The following is a 19230-nucleotide window of genomic DNA, read 5'->3' as shown; positions in this document are numbered from 1 at the left end:
CATAACCCTAATTTACCGATTGCCCAGGCTCTTATGCTGATGTCCACCCAGGCCACTCGCTACGCGCATCAACTGCTGGAGGCGCGCGCCGCCAGTCATTTGATGGCGCCGCTGACCGGCGCCGCGGCGCTGACGCTGGCCGATGCCTATGAGGTGAGCAAGCACATACTCGATATCCGTATTGCCCAGGGGGAAGTGCCGGTCGGCCGCAAGATCGGCTTCACCAATCGCAACCTGTGGCCGAAATATGGCGTGGCCGAGCCGATCGGAGCACCGATCTGGGGCACCATGTTCGATACCACGGTGCGCTATGCCAGGGATAACCACGGCATCCAGAGCCTGACCGGCGCGCTGCAGCCGCGCATCGCGCCGGAAATCGTGTTCCGGCTGGGCAAGACGCCAACGCCCGGGATGTCGCCGGAAGCGCTGGCTGGCTGCATCGACTGGATGGCGCATGGGCTGGAGATCGTGATCTGCCCGTTTCCGGACTGGAAGTTCGAAGCGGCCGACGCGGTGGCCGCGTTCGGCCTGCATGGCGCGCTGATCGTCGGCCAGCCGCAGCCGCTGACCGCCGCCAGCCGCCGCACGTTATCGGACGTGCTGGCCGATGCCAGCGTCTCCCTGTCGTGCGGCGATACGTTGCAGGCGGCAGGCTTTGGCAGCGACGTGCTGGACAGCCCGGTGCAGGCCTTCTGGCATCTGCATCAGGTATTGCAGACGCAGTCGCCGAAGTTGGGATTCGCGCCGCTGGCGGCTGGCGAAATCATCGCCACCGGCACCTGGACCGACGCCTACCCGGTAGCGCCAGGGGAGACCTGGATGACGGCGTTTTCCGGGGTCAGCTTGCCAGGGCTGACGCTGTCGTTCGTCTAGTTCGGGCAAAAAAGAGGGTGGCGCGCCAGCCCACCCTCCTGCTGCGCCTGCAGTTCTTCTCATACGGATTCGTCATCAAAGTGAGAACAAGGCGCGCATCTGCAGGCAGTGCTGGTGCACGGCAAGGCGAAGCAACACAGTGTTCGCTTTGGTCGCGAATCCGTCTTACTCCGCGCGCAGCCAGGTCTGGGTGCGCCCCAGCAGCGGCATCCCGATGTAGCCGCGCACGTTCAGCTTCCTGCCATCGTCGTCCAGCGTCATCTTGCTCTTGTAGACCTTGCCGTTTTCCGGATCGAGGATCTGGCCGCCGCTATATTCGCCGCTCTCCTGCTTTTCCGGTTTCATGCCGGACAAGATCGTCATGCCGACCAGTGGCTGGTCCTTGCGCGCATCGGTGCATTTGTCGCATTTCGGATTCTGCTCTTCGTTCGGCGCGCGGAACAGTTTTTCGATTTTCCCCTTGTACTCGCCGCCGGCTTCGCTGATGCGGATCAGCGCCTTCGGCTGGCCGCTGTGGTCGTCGATGGTTTTCCACAGGCCGGCTGCCGAGGTTTGCTGGGCGGCGGCGGCCAACGGCAGCAGCGCGACAGCTGCGGCGGCCAGCAAGAGGGCTTTCAGCATGGTGTCTCCTTGTGCGATGGTGGGATGTTGGCTCGGGATTATTGATTATTTTCCAATTTTGTCAATTGCTCGCGCAATTTCTCCAGCGTCGCCGAAAAATTCGCCAGCCGTTCCTTCTCCTGCGCCACCACCGGCGCCGGCGCGCGCGCGACGAAGCTTTGGTTTCCGAGCTTGGCTTCGGCCTTGGCGATCTCGCCTTCCAGGCGCGCAATTTCCTTGCCGATCCGTTCGCGCTCGGCGGCCAGGTCGATCTCGACCTGCAGCATCAGCCGCACCTCGTCGACCACCGACACCGGCGCCGGTGACGTCGGCAGCGTGGCCAGCACTTGGACTTCGGACAGCTTGGCCAGAGCCTGCAGATAGGGCGCGAACGACTGTAGCCGCGCCTGCTGTTCGGCGCTGGCGGCCTGCATGATCAGCGGCACGCGCAGCGCTGGCGATAACTGCATCTCGCCGCGCAGGTTGCGGCAGGCATCGGTCAGCGCTTTCAACTGCGCCATCCAGGCTTCGGCCTGCTCGTCGATCTTTTGCGGCTGCGCCAGCGGATAGGCTTGCAGCATGATGCTGTCGCCTCCCGCTTGCAGCGTGCGGCCGGCCAGCGGAGCCACCGTTTGCCACAGCGTTTCGGTGATGTAGGGAATCACCGGATGCGCCAGCCGCAGTACGGTTTCCAGCACCCGCAAGAGCGTCCTGCGGGTGGCGCGCTGCTGGGCTTCGTTGCCGTGCTGGATCTGCACCTTGGCCATTTCCAGGTACCAATCGCAGTATTCGTCCCAGACGAACTTGTAGATCGCGGCGGCGATGTTGTCGAAGCGGTAGTCGGAAAAGCCCTTTTCGACTTCCGCCTCGGTGCGCTGCAGCAGCGACACGATCCAGCGGTCGGCCTGCGAGAAATCGAGATAGCCATCCTTGCAGACGCCGTCGACGTGGCTGTCGAGGCCGCAATCCTTGCCTTCCGTATTCATCAGCACGAAGCGTGTCGCATTCCACAGCTTGTTGCAGAAGTTGCGGTAGCCTTCGCAGCGGTTGAGGTCAAAATTGATGTTGCGCCCGAGCGAGGCGTAGCTGGCCATCGTGAAGCGCAGCGCGTCGGTGCCGAAGGCCGGGATGCCGGCGCCGAATTCCTTGCGGGTGGCTTTGGCGATCGTCTCCGCTTGCCTCGGATTCATCAGGCCGGCGGTGCGCTTGGCCACCAGCGATTCGACGTCGATGCCGTCGATCAGGTCGATCGGGTCGAGCGTATTGCCTTTCGACTTCGACATCTTCTGCCCGGCAGCGTCGCGCACCAGGCCGTGCACATAGACGGTCTTGAACGGCACGCGGCCGGTGAAATGGGTGGTCATCATCACCATCCGCGCTACCCAGAAGAAGATGATGTCGAAGCCGGTCACCAGCACCGAGGACGGCAGGAACATGTCGTATTCGGGCGTTTTTTCTGGCCAGCCGAGGGTCGAGAACGGCACCAGCGCCGATGAAAACCAGGTGTCGAGCACGTCGTGGTCGCGCTTGATGGGCTTGCCCTTGGCTTGCGCGCGCGCTTCTTCCTCCGAGCGCGCAACGTAGATATTGCCGTCGTCGTCATACCAGGCCGGGATCTGGTGGCCCCACCACAACTGGCGCGAGATGCACCAGTCCTGGATATTGTTCAGCCACTGGTTGTAGGTGGTGGTCCAGTTTTCCGGGATGAACTTGATTTCGCCGTTCGCCACTTTTTCCAGCGCGACTTCGGCAATCGACTGGCCGGGGAAATAGGTTCCCTCTGGCGCCGGCTTGCTCATCGCCACGAACCACTGGTCGGTCAGCATCGGCTCGATCACCGCGCCGGTGCGGTCGCCACGCGGCACCATCAGCTTGTGCGGCTTGGTCGCTTCCAGCAAACCCTGCGCCTCGAGGTCGGCGACGATCTGCTTGCGCGCATCGTAGCGATCCAAACCGCGGTATTTTTCCGGCGCGTGGTCGTTGATCTTCGCGTCGAGCGTCAGGATGGAAATCTGCTGCAGTTGGTGGCGTTGTCCGACGGCATAGTCGTTGAAGTCATGCGCCGGCGTGATCTTGACGCAGCCGGTGCCGAATTCCTTGTCGACATAGTCGTCGGCAATGACCGGGATTTCGCGCCCGGTCAGCGGCAGTTTCAGCATCTTGCCCACCAGGTGCGCATAACGCTCGTCGCTCGGGTCGACCGCCACTGCAACGTCCCCCAGCATGGTTTCCGGGCGCGTGGTGGCCACCGTCAGGTGGCCCGAATTTGATCCATCCGCGTCAGCCAGGGGGTAGCGGATGTACCACATGAAGCCGTCTTCTTCCTCGGACACTACTTCGAGGTCGGACACCGCGGTGCCCAGCACCGGGTCCCAGTTGACCAGCCGCTTGCCGCGATAGATCAGGCCCTGTTCGTACAGCCGCACAAACACCTCGGTCACGGTATCCGACAGCTTGTCGTCCATCGTGAAGTATTCGCGGCTCCAGTCGGTCGAGGCGCCCAGGCGGCGCATCTGGCCGGTAATGGTGGAGCCGGATTGCTCTTTCCACTCCCACACTTTTTCGACGAATTTTTCACGCCCCAGGTCATGACGGGAAATCTTTTGCGCATCGAGTTGCCGTTCGACCACGATTTGCGTGGCGATGCCGGCATGGTCGGTGCCGGGAATCCACGCGGTGTTGAAGCCGCGCATGCGGTGGTAGCGCGTCAGGCCGTCCATGATGGTCTGGTTGAACGCATGCCCCATATGCAGGGTGCCGGTGACGTTGGGCGGCGGCAGCTGGATGCTGAACGCGGGTTTGCCGGGATCGAGAGTGGCGGTGTAGTACCCGCGCTGCTCCCATTCGCTGCGCCAGAATTTTTCTATGTCGGCGGGGTCGAAAGATTTGGCTAATTCCATGGCTTGATGTTTGTCTTGGCGAAACCGAACATTATAAGGGAGGCTTTTTGGCAAAACCGTGGATGCGGCTATAATCCGTGCATGCCGTTTCAATGCGGCATAACGCTAGGGGTCCTGGCTGTGCGAGCTCGATAAAGGAGCGCGTGTCGCCGGGTGAGAAACACCCTCCGAACCTGATCTGGGTAATGCCAGCGAAGGGAAGCTTGAGAGAAGCAGGGCCGGACAACGTACATTCGTACGCGCCGGTTTTTCGCTCACATCCTCCTTTGCTGGCTCTTTAGCCTACGCAGTACACGCAAAGGAGCCACCATGAATGCCAATCCGAAATTTCTGTCCGCCACCGCGGCGGTCGACGCCGCCGCGGTGCAGCCGCTGCCAAATTCGCGCAAGGTCTACGTCGCGGGTTCGCGCCCGGACCTCAGGGTGCCGATGCGCGAGGTCAGCCAGGCCGATACGCCGGCCTCGCTTGGCGCGGAAAAGAATCCGCCGATTTACGTCTATGACACTTCCGGGCCGTACACCGATCCGGCGGCGCGGATCGATATCCGCTCCGGTCTGCCGGCGTTGCGCGCTGCCTGGATCGCCGAACGCAATGACACCGAGGAGTTGCCGGGGCTAACTTCGCGCTATGGGATCGAACGCCTGAACGATCCGGCTCTGGCCGAACTGCGCTTTAACCTGCGACGCCAGCCGCGCCGCGCGCTGGCCGGCAGGAACGTCACGCAAATGCACTATGCGCGCCAGGGGATCGTCACGCCGGAGATGGAATACATCGCGATCCGCGAAAATCTGCGCCGCCGCGAATATCTGGAAAGCTTGAAGGCCTCCGGCCCGAAGGGGCAGAAACTGGCCGACCTGATGGGACGCCAGCATCCGGGCCAGTCGTTCGGTGCCAGCATTCCAGCCGAGATCACGCCGGAATTCGTGCGTGCCGAAGTGGCACGCGGGCGTGCCATCATCCCCGCTAACATCAATCACCCGGAATCCGAGCCGATGATCATCGGCCGCAACTTCCTGGTGAAGGTCAACGCCAATATCGGCAATTCCGCCGTGACCTCGTCAATCGGCGACGAAGTCGAGAAAATGACCTGGGCGATCCGCTGGGGCGGCGACACCGTAATGGATTTGTCCACCGGCAAGCACATCCATGAAACCCGCGAATGGATCATTCGTAATTCGCCGGTGCCAATCGGCACGGTGCCAATTTACCAGGCGTTGGAAAAGGTCGACCGGATTGAAGACCTGAACTGGGAGCTGTTCCGCGACACACTGATCGAGCAAGCCGAGCAGGGCGTCGATTACTTCACGATCCACGCCGGTGTGCGCCTGAAATACGTGCCGCTGACGGCAAACCGCCTGACCGGCATCGTGTCGCGCGGCGGCTCGATCATGGCAAGGTGGTGTCTTGCGCATCACAAGGAATCGTTTCTGTACGAGCACTTCGAAGACATTTGCGCAATCATGAAGGCCTACGACGTCAGCTTCAGCCTCGGCGATGGCCTGCGGCCCGGCTCGATCTACGATGCCAACGACGAAGCGCAATTGAGCGAGCTGAAGACGCTGGGGGAACTGACGCAGATCGCCTGGAAGCATGACGTCCAGGTGATGATCGAGGGCCCGGGCCATGTACCGATGCAGTTGATCAAGGAAAACATGGAGCTGGAACTGGAGCAGTGCCACGAGGCTCCGTTCTACACGCTGGGGCCCCTGACCACCGATATCGCGCCCGGCTACGACCACATCACTTCCGGTATCGGCGCCGCCCAGATCGGCTGGTACGGTACCGCGATGCTCTGCTACGTCACGCCGAAGGAACACCTGGGCCTGCCGAACAAGGCTGATGTGAAGGACGGCATCATCACCTACAAGATCGCCGCGCATGCTGCCGACCTGGCGAAAGGCCATCCGGGCGCGCAGATCCGCGACAACGCCTTGTCCAAGGCACGCTTCGAATTCCGCTGGGACGACCAGTTCAATCTTGGCCTGGACCCGGACAAGGCGCGCGAATTCCATGACGAAACCTTGCCTAAGGATGCAGCCAAGACCGCGCATTTCTGCTCGATGTGCGGGCCGAAATTCTGCTCGATGAACATCACCCAGGATGTGCGCGACTTTGCCGCCGAAAAAGGCGTGACCGAAATCGGCGCCCTCGAGCTCGGCCTGCAGGAGAAGGCTACCGAGTTCGTGGAGAGCGGTGCCGAAATCTATCGCAAGCAGTGAGGCGGGCAGGTGAAGACATCGATGATCGAGATCCAACTGAACGGTGCGCCGCAAGCGCTGGCGCCGCCGCACAGCGTGCAGCAACTGGTGGAGTCGCTGCAACTGGCCGGCAAGGGTATCGCGGTGGCCGTCAACCGCGAAGTCGTGCCGCGCCGGCAGTGGCAAGAGCGGCAACTGCGGCCAGCGGATCGGGTCGACATCGTGCGTGCGATTGGTGGCGGGTAATTACCGGAGAGACAAATGAATTCCATTGAAAGTGCAGAAGCCGGCCTGAACATTGCCGGCAAGACCTACCGCTCGCGCCTGCTGGTCGGTAGCGGCAAATACAAGGACCTCGATCAGACGCGCGCCGCGACCGAGGCGGCCGGCGCCGAGATCATCACGGTGGCGATCCGGCGCGTCAACATCGGCCAGGACCCGAACGCGCCGAATCTGCTCGATGCGGTGCCGCCGTCCAAGTACACGATCCTGCCGAATACCGCCGGCTGCTACAACGCCCAGGACGCGGTGTACACGCTGCAACTGGCGCGCGAACTGTTGAACGGCCACAAGCTGGTCAAGCTGGAAGTGCTGGGCGACGAGAAAACGCTGTTCCCGAACATGCCGGAAACGCTGAAGGCGGCGGAGACCCTGGTCAAGGATGGCTTCGACGTCATGGTGTATTGCAGCGACGATCCGATCCAGGCGCGCATGCTGGAAGACCTCGGCTGCGTCGCCGTGATGCCGCTGGCTTCGCTGATCGGTTCCGGCATGGGCATCGTCAATCCGTGGAATCTGTCGCTGATCGTCGAACAGGCGAAGGTGCCGGTGCTGGTCGACGCCGGCGTCGGCACCGCCTCGGATGCGGCGATCGCGATGGAGCTCGGCTGCGACGGCGTGCTGATGAACACCGCGATTGCCGGCGCGCGCGATCCGGTGCGCATGGCGCGCGCGATGCGGCTGGCGGTCGAGGCCGGGCGCGAGGCGTATTTGGCGGGGCGCATTCCCAGGAAATTCGCCGCCTCGCCGTCGTCGCCGATGGCGGGGAGGGTGCAATGAGTTTCGCCCGCACCACTCCGCCGACCGTGCTGGTATTTTCCGGCTCCGACCCGAGCGGCGGCGCCGGCATGCAGGCCGACATCACGGCGATCGCCGCGCTTGGCGCGCATCCGTTTTCGGTGCCGACCGTGCTGACGGTGCAGGACAACGAGCGGGTATTCGGCGTGCATCCGCTGCCGCCGGAACTGGTGCGGCAGCAGGCGCAAGTGCTGATCGAGCGTTTCCGCATCGACGCCGTCAAGCTCGGCGTGGTCGGCAATCTGGCCAATGCCGAAGTGGTCGCCGAGCTGATCTCCGACCTGCGTTTGCGCCAGCCCGATCTGCCGGTGGTGTTCGATCCGGTGCTGGCCAACAACGGCGGCGATGCCCTGTCGTTGGAGGAGCCGATCGCCGCGATTGCGCCGCTGTTCGCGCTGGCCTCCCTGATCACGCCCAACCGGATCGAGGCCGAGCGCCTGTGCGGCGGCGCGGCCGATGCCCAGACGCAGGCCCGGGTATTACTGGGGCGCGGCTGCGCGCAGGTGCTGCTGAAAGGCGGCCACGGGCCAGAACGAGACGTGGTGCTGAATCAGTTGTTTGGTGCTGACGGCAGTTGGCAATCCTGGAGCTGGCCTCGCCTGCCAGGCGAATTTCATGGTAGCGGCTGTACGCTGGCAGCCGCCAGCGCGGCCCTGCTGGCGCATGGCTGCGACATGCAGGGAGCCGTGGCGCGCGCGCAGGAGTACTGCCAGCGCGCACTGGCCGGGTCCTATGCATTGGCAGCGGGGCAGCGCTTTCCGAGTCGAACCATCCCATTTTTGAAGGAGTTGGCGTGAGAGGTTTGTATCTGGTCACCCCCGATTGGAACGACACTGACACAATGCTGGCTATTACCGAGCGCGCGCTGCAAGGCGGCGCGGTGCTGGTGCAATACCGCCACAAGAGCGCCGACGCCGGCTTGCGGCAAGAGCAGGCGGGGGCCTTGCTGGTGCTATGCCGGCGCCATGGGCGGCCGCTGATCATCAACGATTTCGTCGAACTATGCGAAGCGCTGGATGCGGACGGAGTACACGTGGGCGGCACCGATGCGCCGGTGGCCGCAGTGCGGGTGCGACTGGGTCCGGACAAGATCGTCGGCGCCTCCTGTTATGGTGATTTGCAACTGGCGCGCGACGCGCATCGGGCCGGCGCCAGCTACGTTGCGTTCGGCGGCTTTTATCCGTCGCGCGTCAAGAAGTATGCAGTGACCACGCCGTTCGCCATCGTCAGCGCAGCGAAGGCGGAGATTCCGCTGCCGGCGGTGGTGATCGGGGGCATGACGGCCGGCAATGCGGCACCGCTGGTGACGGCCGGCGCCGACATGGTGGCGGCAATCAGCAGCGTGTACCTGGCCGCCGACGCACGGGCTGCCGCGCGCGAATTCGGCGCGCTGTTCGGCGCCTGAAGTATCGTACGTCGGGCTTCGGTCCGGCACGCTGAGTCAGCGTTGCGCTGGCAGCGCTGCGGCTACGTGGCTGGAGGCGGCCGGCGCCGCATCTGGACCGTCGTCTCTGCCGCGTTCGCCTGGTGTTCGCCTTCGAACACGGAAAATACCGTGCTGTTCTTGCCCTGGTTCTTGGCCCGATACATCAGCATGTCCGCGGCCTTGATCGCTTCACGGGTATTCAGCGTTGACGCCGGAAAGGTGATGGCGCCGATGCTGCAGGTGACCGTGAGGTGTTCGGACAGAAATGCCGCAGCCAGCGCCTGGCGCGCCTTGTTGATGATGCTGGCGGCGCCATGCTGGTCGGTGTTCGGGAACAGGATGCAGAATTCGTCGCCGCCCAGGCGGGCTATCAGGTCGGTGCGGCGGCAGGATTCTATCCAGATCCGGGACACCAGTTTCAGCACACGATCCCCCTCATCATGACCGCAGGTGTCATTGACCGATTTGAAGTCGTCCAGGTCGACGTAGGCCAGTGTGATCGGCTGGTTGTCGCGCGCCGCCAGGTCGAAGTGGTATTGCAGCATCGGCATGAAGGCGCGCGCGTTCATGCAGCCGGTCAGGTGGTCGGTACGCGCCAGCCGCTGCTCGAGCTGCAACCTCGTTTTCAGCTTGTGCAGCAGGGCGACGATGACCAGGTATAGCGCCAGTGGCGTCAGGCCGTTCCACAGCACGACCAATTCGTTGTCAGGCTGGCCCCAGACATTGGCCAGGCCGGCCGTGACCGACAGGAAGAACGATAGAAAGGCGGTCGCCGCGCCGGCGCGCTTGCCGGCGTACCAGGTGGTCAGCGTAATCGGGACGAAATAAAAGATGGCGAAGGAAAGCCGGAAGCCGGTCAGGAAATCGGCTATGCCGAGCAGGCAGACCGCAACCAGAATTAGCGCGTAGAACTGCGGGCGCGGGAGCGTCGTAAGGAAATCGTCAAGCTTGTTTAACACGAAACCCCCAGTGGCAGCGGATTCGACTGGCGTTGGATGTGTTGTGAAGGGACGCTCCTGGGCGGTACTGCTGCGTTTTGCCGGCGGGAAAACGAACTCTTGCCGTGATTTATTGTAGCGATTCGGCGGCGCCTTGTGCAACGCGGAATGCAAGAAATTGTTACGTTGCATCAAGCGCCGTGCGCAGCCGGGAAAGATCTACTCCGGGCTTATAATCGGGCATGCCCAATCTCCTGCACCAGCTCAATCCTGAACAACTTGCGGCGGTTACCCTGCCGGCCCAGTCGGCACTGATCCTGGCCGGTGCCGGTTCGGGCAAGACCCGCGTTCTCACCACCCGCATCGCCTGGCTGATTCAGACCGGCCAGGTTTCCCCGGCCGGGGTGCTGGCCGTGACGTTTACCAACAAGGCAGCCAAGGAAATGCTGACCAGGCTGTCCGCCATGCTGCCAATCAACACGCGCGGGATGTGGATCGGCACCTTCCACGGCTTGTGCAACCGCCTGCTGCGCGCACACCATCGCGACGCCGGTTTGCCGACCACCTTCCAGATTCTGGATTCGCAGGACCAGTTGTCCTTCATCAAGCGCCTGCTGAAAGCGAACAACGTCGACGATGAAAAATTCCCGCCGCGTAATCTGATGTATTTCATCAATGGCGCCAAGGACCAGGGCTTGCGCGCCGGTGCGATCGCGGCGAACGACGATTACGAGCGCCGCTGCGTCGAGCTGTACGAGTTGTACGACAGCCAATGCCAGCGCGAGGGTGTGGTCGATTTTGCCGAGCTGTTGCTGCGCGCCTATGAACTGCTGTCCCGCAATCAGCCGCTGCGCGAGCATTATCAGGCGCGCTTCCGGCATATTCTGGTGGATGAATTCCAGGATACCAACGATTTGCAATACAAGTGGTTGAAGTTGCTCTCGGGCCAGGGTGGCAGCAACCCCGGCGCGGTGTTTGCGGTGGGCGACGATGACCAGAGCATTTATGCGTTTCGCGGCGCCAACGTCGGCAACATGACGGCTTTCGAGCGCGAATTCAAGGTCCAGAACCTGATCAAGCTGGAGCAGAACTACCGCTCCTATGGCCATATCCTGGATAGCGCCAACACGCTGATCGCGCACAACAGCAAGCGTCTCGGCAAGAACCTGCGTACCGATGCCGGCCATGGCGAGCCGGTGCGGATTTTCGAGGCGGCCAGCGACTTGCAGGAAGCGCAATGGCTGATCGAGGAAGTCAAGAACCTGATCCGGGAGGGCGCTGCCAGGAGCGAAATCGCGCTGCTGTACCGCTCGAATGCACAATCGCGGGTGCTGGAGCACGCGCTGTTTTCGGCCGGCATCCCGTACCGCGTGTATGGCGGCCAGCGCTATTTCGAGCGCGCCGAGGTCAAGCATGCAATCGCCTACCTGCAGTTGATGGACAACCCGCACAACGATTCGGCATTCCTGCGGGTGGTGAATTTTCCGACGCGTGGCATTGGCGCCCGCTCGCTCGAGCAGTTGCAAGACGTCGCCCGCCAGTACGGCATTTCTCTGTACGCGGCAGTGCCGTATGTGGCCGGCAAGGCTGGCAGCACGCTGGGCGGCTTCATCAAGCTGATCGAAGGCTTGCGCTTCGAGACGCAACAGCTGCCGCTGCCGGAAATGGTGCAGATCGTGCTCGACGGCAGTACGCTGATCGAGCATTACCGCAACGAGCGCGAAGGCGCCGACCGCATCGAAAACCTGGAGCAACTGGTGAATGCGGCCACCTTGTTCGTGTCGGAAGAAGGTTTCGGCCTGGAGGCGCCGGCGCAACTGGGGCCGAAAAGCCAGGCGGCGGTCGGCCCGGGAGTGGCCAGCGCCGACGGCGGCATCGAGGTGTTGGATGCCGATGCCCCGCTGCCGGCGGTGATGTCGCCGCTGTCGGCCTTCCTGTCGCACGCCTCGCTGGAAGCCGGCGACAATCAGGCGCAAGCCGGGCAGGATGCGCTGCAACTGATGACGGTGCATTCGGCCAAGGGGCTGGAATTCGATGCCGTGTTCATCACCGGGCTGGAAGAGGGCCTGTTCCCGCACGACAATTCACAGCAGGAAGAGGGCGGCATCGAGGAGGAGCGGCGCCTGATGTATGTGGCGATCACGCGCGCCAAGCGGCGGCTGTACATCAGCTTTGCGCAAACCCGCATGCTGCACGGCCAGACCCGCTACAACATGAAGTCGCGCTTCTTCGACGAGTTGCCGGAAGAGGCGCTGAAATGGCTGACGCCGCGCGTCCAGCACAACTGGTTCGGCCATGCGCCGAAAGCGGCCTGGGATCAGAAGGCGGCGGCCGGCGTCGATGCAGCGCACAATGCCATTGCCCACAACTTCGGCAAGGCCACGATCGGCTGGCGTGCCGGCGAAGCGGTGCGCCATCCGAAGTTCGGCGAAGGCGTGATCGTCAACCTCGAAGGCAGTGGCGGCAGCGCGCGCGCCCACATCAATTTCGGCCGGCATGGCATGAAGCTGCTCGACCTGAGCGTGGCCAAGCTGGAAAAGATCGCGCCGCAGTTGAACCGGCAAGTCTGAAACGCCGGCAATCCCTGCGCCCCGTTGCGGGGCCGCGCAGTGCTCGATTCGCAGTGGATGGAACTTTTTTCGCCGCCGTTCGTTGAAGCGGATATCGACGATGCGAAATTTTGCCCACCTTGACGACAATCAATGCGCAGCGCTGGCACAAGGTGGCGAGGGCAAGGCGTTTGCGGCGCTGGTGGCGCGCTATCAGGACCGGATCTACCGCTTCCTGCTGCGCCTGACGCGACAGCCGGACGACGCGCTGGAACTCACGCAAGAGACTTTCTTGCGCGCGCACCAGGCACTGGATCGCTGGCGCGCCGATGCCCTGTTCAAGACCTGGCTGTTCCGGATTGCGCGCAACAGCGCGTTCGACCGCTTGCGACGCGACAAGCTGGTCGAGTTCGTGGCGCTGGGGGACGACGTCGAACTGCCCGATTGCGCCGCCGGGCCGGAGGCGATCCTGGAAACCGCGCAGCGCGTGCGCCAGCTGGAAGCGGCGCTCTTAGCGCTGCCGGCGGCGCATCGGGAAATCCTGCTGCTGCGGGAAATCGAAGAAATGTCCTACGATGAAATCGCACTGGTGCTCGGCTTGAACGCCGGTACGGTGAAGTCGCGCATCGCCCGCGCCCGCGGCGCGCTGCTCGAGCAAGTCAAACGCCAACCGGAGCTGTCGTCATGAATTGCCCCCTGGATGATGAAATTTCCGCTTACGCGGACGACATGCTGCCGCCTGTGGTGCGCCGGCAGTTGGCAGCGCACCTGTCCTCTTGTCCGCTGTGCCGGCAGCGGCTGGAAGAGTTCAGCGCGCTGCGCCACGCCTTGCAGCAGTTGCCGTCGCCGCAGTTGGGTTTTGATCTGGCGGCGCGGCTGCAGCCGCAATGGGACGTACGGCCGGCGCGGCAGGCGCCGCCGCGCCGGCCTTGGCTGAACTGGGTGGGTTGGGGTGGGCCGGGGCTGGCGGCGGCGCTGTCGATTGCCTCCGGTGTCTGGCTCGGCAGCCTGATGCTCGGCGGTGGTAGCGCGGCAGTGTCCTCGAGCAGCATCGTGCGGGTATTCGATCCGGTGCCGCCGGGCGGGTTGTGCGCGGCGGCCGAGCTGTGCTGCGGGTCAACCAGAATGCCATGAAAGGAATGCCATGAATCGACCCTTTGTCAAATGGCTGCTGGCCATTTCCCTGTCGCTGAATGTCGGCATCATCGTCGCCGTGGTGGTGGCTCAGATGAAAACGGTGGCACCGCCCGTCGGTCCGGCGAGCACGGTCAACTTGCCCGACTACCTGCAGTTGAACGCGCAACAGCGCACGCGCTGGCAGCAAATCGAAAGGGAATTCCTGCAGGACCTGTCCGTCAACTGGCAGCAGATCCGATCCCGGCGTGAGGCGCTGGTGCGGCAGATCTTTTCGGAAGCGGCCGAGCGCGCCGCGATCGACGCCGAACAGGCGCAGATCGCCGCCTTGCAGGACAGCCAGCAACGGCGGGTGATCCAGCAGCTGCTGGCGGAACGCGATTTGCTCGATGCCCAGCAGCGGCAAAAACTGATGGCGCTGCTGCTTGGCCGTTACACGCAGGAGGCGAGCGAAGAAGAGCAACTGCATCGGCACTGACGCCGGCGCCGAACAAAAAAATCGGAAACGGGGGAACATTCCGGCGTGCGCTTCGTTAGTACAGGTAAGGCCAGTGAGTGACTGGCCCGAAACCACTTCAACCTGTTACGGAGCAACCGATGAAATCACCTGTATTTTTAATGGCAGCCCTGGCGTTGTCCCTGCCGCTATCCACGCTCGCCGCTGAATCGGCCCACCACGATCACGGCGACGCCCCGACCAAGATCGAACTGAACGCCGGCAAGAAATGGGTCGGCGATGAATCGCTGCGGACGGCGATGAGCGCGATGCAGCAGCAGATCAAGAAAGCCTTGCCGGCCGCTCACCACGGCAAGCTGAGCACGGCCGATTACCAGGCGCTGGGCGCCGACTTGACCAAGCAGGTCGCCTACATCGTCCAGAACTGCAAGCTGGAACCGAAGGCGGATGCGCAACTGCACGTGCTGATCGCGCAGATCGGACAGGGGATCGAGGCGATCGAAGGCAAGGAAGGGGACGCTCACCGCGCCGACGGCGTGGTGAAGGTGGCGCAGACCCTGAACAGCTACGGCAAGCATTTCGAGCATGCCGGCTGGAAGGCGGTCAAGCTGCCGGCCTGAAGCCGGTAGCGGCGGCCGGCAACGCAGGCGGGTCGCCGACCGCCGCAGGCTCGCCGGATTCCCGTGGCTTAAGCGCAGCGGCCGGCCTATGCACGCCTGGCTAGCGCCGGCCGGTTGCGCGCCGGGCGGTACTGGGCGTGATTGATCATGGCCGACTTCGGGCGCGGGGCATTCGTGTTCACCGCCGCCAGTTTGAAGACGCCGACTGCCTGCGACAGTTTCACCGCCTGCTGCTCGAGGATGGTGGCGGCATTCGCCGCCTGCTCCACCAGCGCCGCGTTCTGCTGCGTGACGTCATCCATGTGTGCGACGGCCGTATTGACCTGGCCGATGCCCAGGCTCTGCTCGTTGCTGGCAACGGTGATCTCGCCCATGATGCTGGTTACCTGTTGCACCGAACTGACGATGTCGTTCATGGTGTGGGTGGCCTCGCTCACCAGTTGATTGCCGATTTCAACCTTGTCCACCGAGTCGTCGATCAGCGCCTTGATTTCCCTGGCGGCGCTGGCCGAACGCTGCGCCAGGTGGCGCACTTCGCCGGCCACCACGGCGAAGCCGCGGCCCTGTTCGCCGGCGCGTGCGGCTTCCACCGCGGCATTCAGCGCCAGGATGTTGGTCTGGAAGGCGATGCCGTCGATCAGACCGATGATGTCGACGATCTTTTTGGCCGAGCTGCTGATCTCGCTCATGGTGGCGCCAACCTTGGTCACCACCTCGCCGCCAGCGAGCGCGACGGCGGAGGCCGAGCTGACCAACTGGTTGGCTTCGCCGGCGCTCGCCGCGTTCTGCTTCACGGTGGCGGAAAACTGTTCCATGCTGGCCGCAGCCTGTTCCAGACTCGACGCCTGCGCTTCAGTGCGGCCCGATAAATCCATGTTGCCGACCGCGATTTCATGGGTGCCATGGCGGATGGTGTCGACATTCGCGCGCACGTCGCCGACGATTGCCGCCAGATTGACGTTCATCTGCTGCAGCGCGCTCATCAACTGCCCGGTTTCGTCGCGGCCACTGCGGCCGAAGCGGGTGGTCAGATCCCCGGCGGCAATCGCGCGCGCGACGTCGGTGGCCTGCTTCAGGGGGGCGATCACCGCCGCATGCAGCGCAACCCAGAGCACGCCGGCCAGCGCCACGCCGAGCGCGGTCAGGGTCGCGACCAGCACGCCCGGCGTCGAGTCGATTCCATCCAGTGCGGACAAGGCAACTCCGCCCAGCGCCAGCAGCAGCAGACTCATGGCGCCCATGCCGATTCCCAGCCGTCGCGCCAGCGAGATTTCGCGCAGTCGCGCCAGCCGACAGACCAAGCCGGTCCGGATCACGCTGCCTTGGCGCAGCGCGATGCCGGCGGCGCGGCCTTCGCGCAACAGGCGATACGCCTGGCTGGCGGCTTCGATCTGCTGCGCGCTGGGCTTGGTGCGTACCGACATGTAGCCGACCGTGCGCCCGCCCTCCTTGACCGGCGTGACGTTCGCCAAGACCCAGTAAAAGCCGCCGCCCTTGCGCCGGTTCTTGATCACGCCGGTCCAGGGAATGCCGGTTTTCAGCGTGTCCCACAGATCGGCGAATGCTTCGACCGGCATGTCCGGATGGCGCACGATGTTTTGTGGCTGGCCCAGCAATTCTTCTTCGCTGAATTCGCTGGCTTCGACGAAGGCGGGGTTGACGTAGGTGATGTTGCCGTCCAGGTCAGTGGTGGAAACGATGTGCTGGTCGGCCGTCAACTGGTATTCGGCATTGGTGACCGGGGTGTTCAGGCGCATGCAGGGAGTCCTGTAATGATTGGATTTTGAATTCGGATGCGGGCCGGTAGCGAGCGGCAGCGCTGCTTGCCGTTACACGATGCACGCGTGGTTTGCGCAAATCCACATTAACGGCATGGTTTTAGAAAAATTGAGAGGAATGGCGCTTGCCGGGAAAAACGCCAGCTTCGGCAGTCATGTGGTTTTTCAAGCCGGAAGGATGGGTGCCGCCGCTTCACCCGTCCCGGAAGCAGCGGGCTGGTATTGCTGGCGGCGCCCGATGCAGTCAACCCGGCGCGACCGGATTGATCGCAGTCGTGCGGCGCGTCCTGGCCGATTTCGATGAATTGCGGAGTATATTGGAATTTCGGCCTTTTTATACCCGATACCAACCATATATGGTGGGAGTATATTGTAAATCCAGTTATGCCGATGGGCCAAGAGCAGGCTTGCCGAAGACGTGGGTATAGGTCGGATAGAACGAGCAGTACATGACCACGGTGAGCACGATCGATAACGGCAGCAGCACCATGATGGTAATGATCGCCTTTTCAAACAGCAGTGCGGTCACCAGGCTGGCGAGCACCGGCAGCAGCACGCCGATCGCGGCCCAGGCCAGGCCATAGACCAGAAACGCCCGGCCCTGGCGCCAGACCGCGAAAAAGCTGTAGAAGATCGCTTTCGCCACGCCCATTTCCTGCCACGCGATCAGCGCTGCGGCGTACCAGAAGGCCATCGCCGCCGGCGTATACAGGGTGGCGGCAAACAGCATCGCCAGCACCATGTTGGAGTCGCGCACAGTCTCCGCTTCCAGCGCGCGCTGGCCGGAGATGGCCTGCCAGAACACGCCGCCGTCGGTCACGCTGGAAGCGGCGACCGCCAGGACCGCCGCCAGCAGATACAGCGCGCCCAGTTGCAGCAGGCGGTTTCTGGCCGGCGAGCGAAAGCCGGTCAGCAGCAGATTCGGAAATACCCGCTGGCCGCGCTCGATGTTGGCGCAGGCCTGCAAAAAGCCGATCGAAAAAATCGGCACCAGGAACAGCGGCAGCACCTGTCCCAGCAGCGGCACCAGGCCGACCACCAGCATCAGGAACATGTAGGCCATGAACAGCGTGGACATTTCGGCCGGCTGCTTGCGAAACAGCGCGAAACCTTCCTTGACCCAGAGCCAGCCGGATTTTGCGGGTAATTTTTCCATGCCTGATGATCAGTAAAGTGACGGCGCCGGGTGCGCCACGCGCTGCCGCAGAATGCGCTCGAAGTGGCCGGGGTCGTGCGGCGTCAGCATTTCGGCGTCGCGCGGCAGGTAAAAATCATACAGCCGCGACAGCCAGAAGCGCAGCGCGCCGGCACGCAGCATCGGCTGCCAGGCCTCCTGCTCGCCGGCGGTGAATGGCCGCACCGCGTGGTAGGCGGCCAGCATGGCCTGCAGCCGCGGGATATCGAGCGTGCCGCTGTCCAGGTCGATGCACCAGTCGTTGACGGTGACCGCAAGGTCGAACAGCCAGGTGTCGCAGCCGGCGAAATAAAAATCGAAGAATCCGGTCAGGCGCGCGCCATCGAACATCACGTTGTTGCGAAACAGGTCGGCGTGCACCGGCCCGTTGGGCAGCGCCTGATAAATACTGGTGGCGGCGAAGGCTTCCTGGAATTGCACTTCCGAGCGCAACAGCGCCTGCCGTTCCGCATCCAGGTAAGGCAATACCGCCGGTAGCGTTTCGTGCCACCAGGCGAGGCCGCGCAGGTTCGGTTGATGGAGCGGAAAATCCTGCGCCGCCAGGTGCATCCTGGCCAGCATCGTGCCGACTTCGGCGCAATGCTGCGGCGCCGGGTCGGTCAGGCAGTGGCCTTCCAGCTTGCTGACGATCGAGGCCGGCTTGCCATGCAACGTATTCAAAATCTTGCCGTGGTGGCTGGCTACCGGCGCCGGCACCAGCACACCGCGCGCGGCCAGGTGGCGCATCAGTTCCAGGTAGAACGGCAATTGCTCGAAACTGAGTTTCTCGAAGATGGTCAGGACGTATTCGCCGCGCTCGGTGGTGATGAAGAAATTGCTGTTTTCGATGCCGGAGGCGATGCCGCGGATGTCAAGCGCTTTTCCGAGAGGGAACTGGGTAATCCAGTCACTGAGGTCAGCCAGGCTGACCGGAGTAAATACTGCCATGAGGAAAAAGAAAAAAAGTGGGCATCAGCAAAGGGTCGGGCAGTTCACGCCGGATTCACCCGTGAATTTTCGGCGTGAACCTCATGCGAGAATCATTTGGCGGCCGGCTGCGGCGCATCCGGCACCTGGTCCACCTGTTTCTGCTCTTTCTGCGGCTTCATGTCGAATTCCAGCACCTGCCATTGCGAGCCGCGCATCGACTTGCTTTCGACGTCGCCGGGCAGCGAACTCCCCGGTTGTTCATTCGGTTTCAGGTAATAGGTGCTGCCGCCGCTGTGCACCTTGACCTCGGTCACCTTGCCCTCTTTTTTCTTTTGCGTGATCGGCTGCTCACCCTCGCCCGGCTTGCGGATCGTGATGGTAGGCGCTTCGCCTTCGTTCAAGGGCTGGGTTTGCGGCGGCGGCGCCGGGTTGGCGGGCTGCTGCGCGCCGGCCAGTTGCGGCATGGCATAAGCGGCCATGCACACGGTGATGATCGGCCAGATGCGGAGGGTGTGCGAGGTGTACGTCATGGTCGCGGGTCGCCTGAAAAACCTGAGATGGAAGAATGGTCATTG

The 19230-nt window shown here is 63.2% G+C and carries 19 protein-coding genes and 1 riboswitch; of the genes, 12 read left to right on the top strand and 7 right to left on the bottom strand.

Going from position 1 to position 19230, the window contains the following annotated elements:
* Window positions 1-33: 33 nt before the first annotated feature.
* Window positions 34-873 (top strand): 2-keto-4-pentenoate hydratase, encoded by an 840-nt coding sequence (locus ACK2VC_RS06240; protein WP_486732741.1) that lies wholly within the window; start codon window positions 34-36, stop codon window positions 871-873.
* Between the two features lie 165 nt (window positions 874-1038).
* On the opposite strand, the gene ACK2VC_RS06235 is transcribed toward ACK2VC_RS06240, so the two are convergent.
* Both ACK2VC_RS06235 and ACK2VC_RS06230 read right to left on the bottom strand, forming a co-directional pair.
* On the bottom strand, window positions 1039-1494 hold the full coding sequence (locus ACK2VC_RS06235; RefSeq protein ID WP_486732740.1) for a DUF2147 domain-containing protein: 456 nt from the start codon (window positions 1492-1494) through the stop codon (window positions 1039-1041).
* A 38-nt stretch (window positions 1495-1532) separates the two neighbouring features.
* Complete coding sequence (locus ACK2VC_RS06230) at window positions 1533-4373, bottom strand: valine--tRNA ligase (RefSeq protein ID WP_486732739.1); 2841 nt, start codon at window positions 4371-4373, stop codon at window positions 1533-1535.
* Between the two features lie 97 nt (window positions 4374-4470).
* Window positions 4471-4590, top strand: a riboswitch (TPP riboswitch).
* A gap of 92 nt (window positions 4591-4682) precedes the next feature.
* On the opposite strand from ACK2VC_RS06230, the gene thiC reads away from it, so the two are divergent.
* Genes thiC through thiE form a run of 5 tightly spaced genes read left to right on the top strand, consistent with a single transcriptional unit; the run spans window position 4683 to window position 9054 of the window.
* Window positions 4683-6593 (top strand): phosphomethylpyrimidine synthase ThiC, encoded by a 1911-nt coding sequence (gene thiC / locus ACK2VC_RS06225; protein WP_486732738.1) that lies wholly within the window; start codon window positions 4683-4685, stop codon window positions 6591-6593.
* A gap of 21 nt (window positions 6594-6614) precedes the next feature.
* Window positions 6615-6818, top strand: coding sequence for a sulfur carrier protein ThiS (gene thiS / locus ACK2VC_RS06220; protein ID WP_486732737.1), 204 nt, complete (start codon window positions 6615-6617; stop codon window positions 6816-6818).
* 15 nt (window positions 6819-6833) lie between these two features.
* Window positions 6834-7631 carry a thiazole synthase gene (locus ACK2VC_RS06215; protein WP_486732736.1) on the top strand — a complete coding sequence of 266 codons (798 nt, stop codon included), beginning with the start codon at window positions 6834-6836 and terminating at the stop codon, window positions 7629-7631.
* Complete coding sequence (thiD, locus tag ACK2VC_RS06210) at window positions 7628-8446, top strand: bifunctional hydroxymethylpyrimidine kinase/phosphomethylpyrimidine kinase (protein ID WP_486732735.1); 819 nt, start codon at window positions 7628-7630, stop codon at window positions 8444-8446. The genes ACK2VC_RS06215 and thiD overlap by 4 nt, the downstream gene beginning before the upstream one ends.
* A 44-nt stretch (window positions 8447-8490) precedes the next feature.
* Complete coding sequence (gene thiE, locus ACK2VC_RS06205; protein ID WP_486732734.1) at window positions 8491-9054, top strand: thiamine phosphate synthase; 564 nt, start codon at window positions 8491-8493, stop codon at window positions 9052-9054.
* Window positions 9055-9116: 62 nt separating this feature from the next.
* Here the strand turns inward: thiE and ACK2VC_RS06200 are convergent, their stop codons facing one another.
* A complete protein-coding gene (locus tag ACK2VC_RS06200; protein WP_486732733.1) occupies window positions 9117-10034 on the bottom strand; it encodes a GGDEF domain-containing protein in 918 nt (305 codons plus the stop codon).
* Window positions 10035-10255: 221 nt separating this feature from the next.
* On the opposite strand from ACK2VC_RS06200, the gene ACK2VC_RS06195 reads away from it, so the two are divergent.
* From ACK2VC_RS06195 to ACK2VC_RS06175, 5 genes are all read left to right on the top strand, one after another.
* Complete coding sequence (locus tag ACK2VC_RS06195; protein ID WP_486732732.1) at window positions 10256-12583, top strand: UvrD-helicase domain-containing protein; 2328 nt, start codon at window positions 10256-10258, stop codon at window positions 12581-12583.
* A gap of 100 nt (window positions 12584-12683) precedes the next feature.
* Window positions 12684-13250, top strand: coding sequence for a sigma-70 family RNA polymerase sigma factor (locus ACK2VC_RS06190; protein WP_486732731.1), 567 nt, complete (start codon window positions 12684-12686; stop codon window positions 13248-13250).
* Window positions 13247-13696 (top strand): anti-sigma factor family protein, encoded by a 450-nt coding sequence (locus ACK2VC_RS06185; RefSeq protein ID WP_486732730.1) that lies wholly within the window; start codon window positions 13247-13249, stop codon window positions 13694-13696. Before ACK2VC_RS06190 ends, ACK2VC_RS06185 begins: the two co-directional genes overlap by 4 nt.
* A 10-nt stretch (window positions 13697-13706) precedes the next feature.
* Window positions 13707-14174, top strand: coding sequence for a Spy/CpxP family protein refolding chaperone (locus ACK2VC_RS06180; RefSeq protein ID WP_486732729.1), 468 nt, complete (start codon window positions 13707-13709; stop codon window positions 14172-14174).
* A 119-nt stretch (window positions 14175-14293) separates the two neighbouring features.
* Entirely contained in the window at window positions 14294-14773 is a 480-nt protein-coding gene (locus ACK2VC_RS06175; RefSeq protein WP_486732727.1) for a hypothetical protein, read from the top strand.
* An 86-nt stretch (window positions 14774-14859) separates the two neighbouring features.
* On the opposite strand, the gene ACK2VC_RS06170 is transcribed toward ACK2VC_RS06175, so the two are convergent.
* The gene (locus ACK2VC_RS06170) at window positions 14860-16530 is read right to left on the bottom strand and encodes a methyl-accepting chemotaxis protein (protein WP_486732726.1); all 1671 of its coding nucleotides are present in this window, start codon (window positions 16528-16530) and stop codon (window positions 14860-14862) included.
* 19 nt (window positions 16531-16549) lie between these two features.
* Here ACK2VC_RS06170 and ACK2VC_RS06165 point away from each other — a divergent pair, with 19 nt between their 5' ends.
* Complete coding sequence (locus tag ACK2VC_RS06165) at window positions 16550-16855, top strand: hypothetical protein (RefSeq protein ID WP_486732725.1); 306 nt, start codon at window positions 16550-16552, stop codon at window positions 16853-16855.
* Between the two features lie 78 nt (window positions 16856-16933).
* On the opposite strand, the gene ACK2VC_RS06160 is transcribed toward ACK2VC_RS06165, so the two are convergent.
* The 3 genes from ACK2VC_RS06160 to ACK2VC_RS06150 all read right to left on the bottom strand — a co-directional run bounded on the left by ACK2VC_RS06160 (window position 16934) and on the right by ACK2VC_RS06150 (window position 19185).
* On the bottom strand, window positions 16934-17707 hold the full coding sequence (locus tag ACK2VC_RS06160; RefSeq protein ID WP_486732724.1) for a BPSS1780 family membrane protein: 774 nt from the start codon (window positions 17705-17707) through the stop codon (window positions 16934-16936).
* Between the two features lie 9 nt (window positions 17708-17716).
* Complete coding sequence (locus ACK2VC_RS06155) at window positions 17717-18673, bottom strand: homoserine kinase (protein WP_486732723.1); 957 nt, start codon at window positions 18671-18673, stop codon at window positions 17717-17719.
* 92 nt (window positions 18674-18765) lie between these two features.
* The gene (locus tag ACK2VC_RS06150; protein WP_486732722.1) at window positions 18766-19185 is read right to left on the bottom strand and encodes a DUF2782 domain-containing protein; all 420 of its coding nucleotides are present in this window, start codon (window positions 19183-19185) and stop codon (window positions 18766-18768) included.
* Window positions 19186-19230 lie beyond the last annotated feature (45 nt).

It is taken from the genome of Herbaspirillum sp. WTB6 (assembly GCF_057457785.1).
This window is presented reverse-complemented; position numbering and strand designations above follow the sequence as displayed.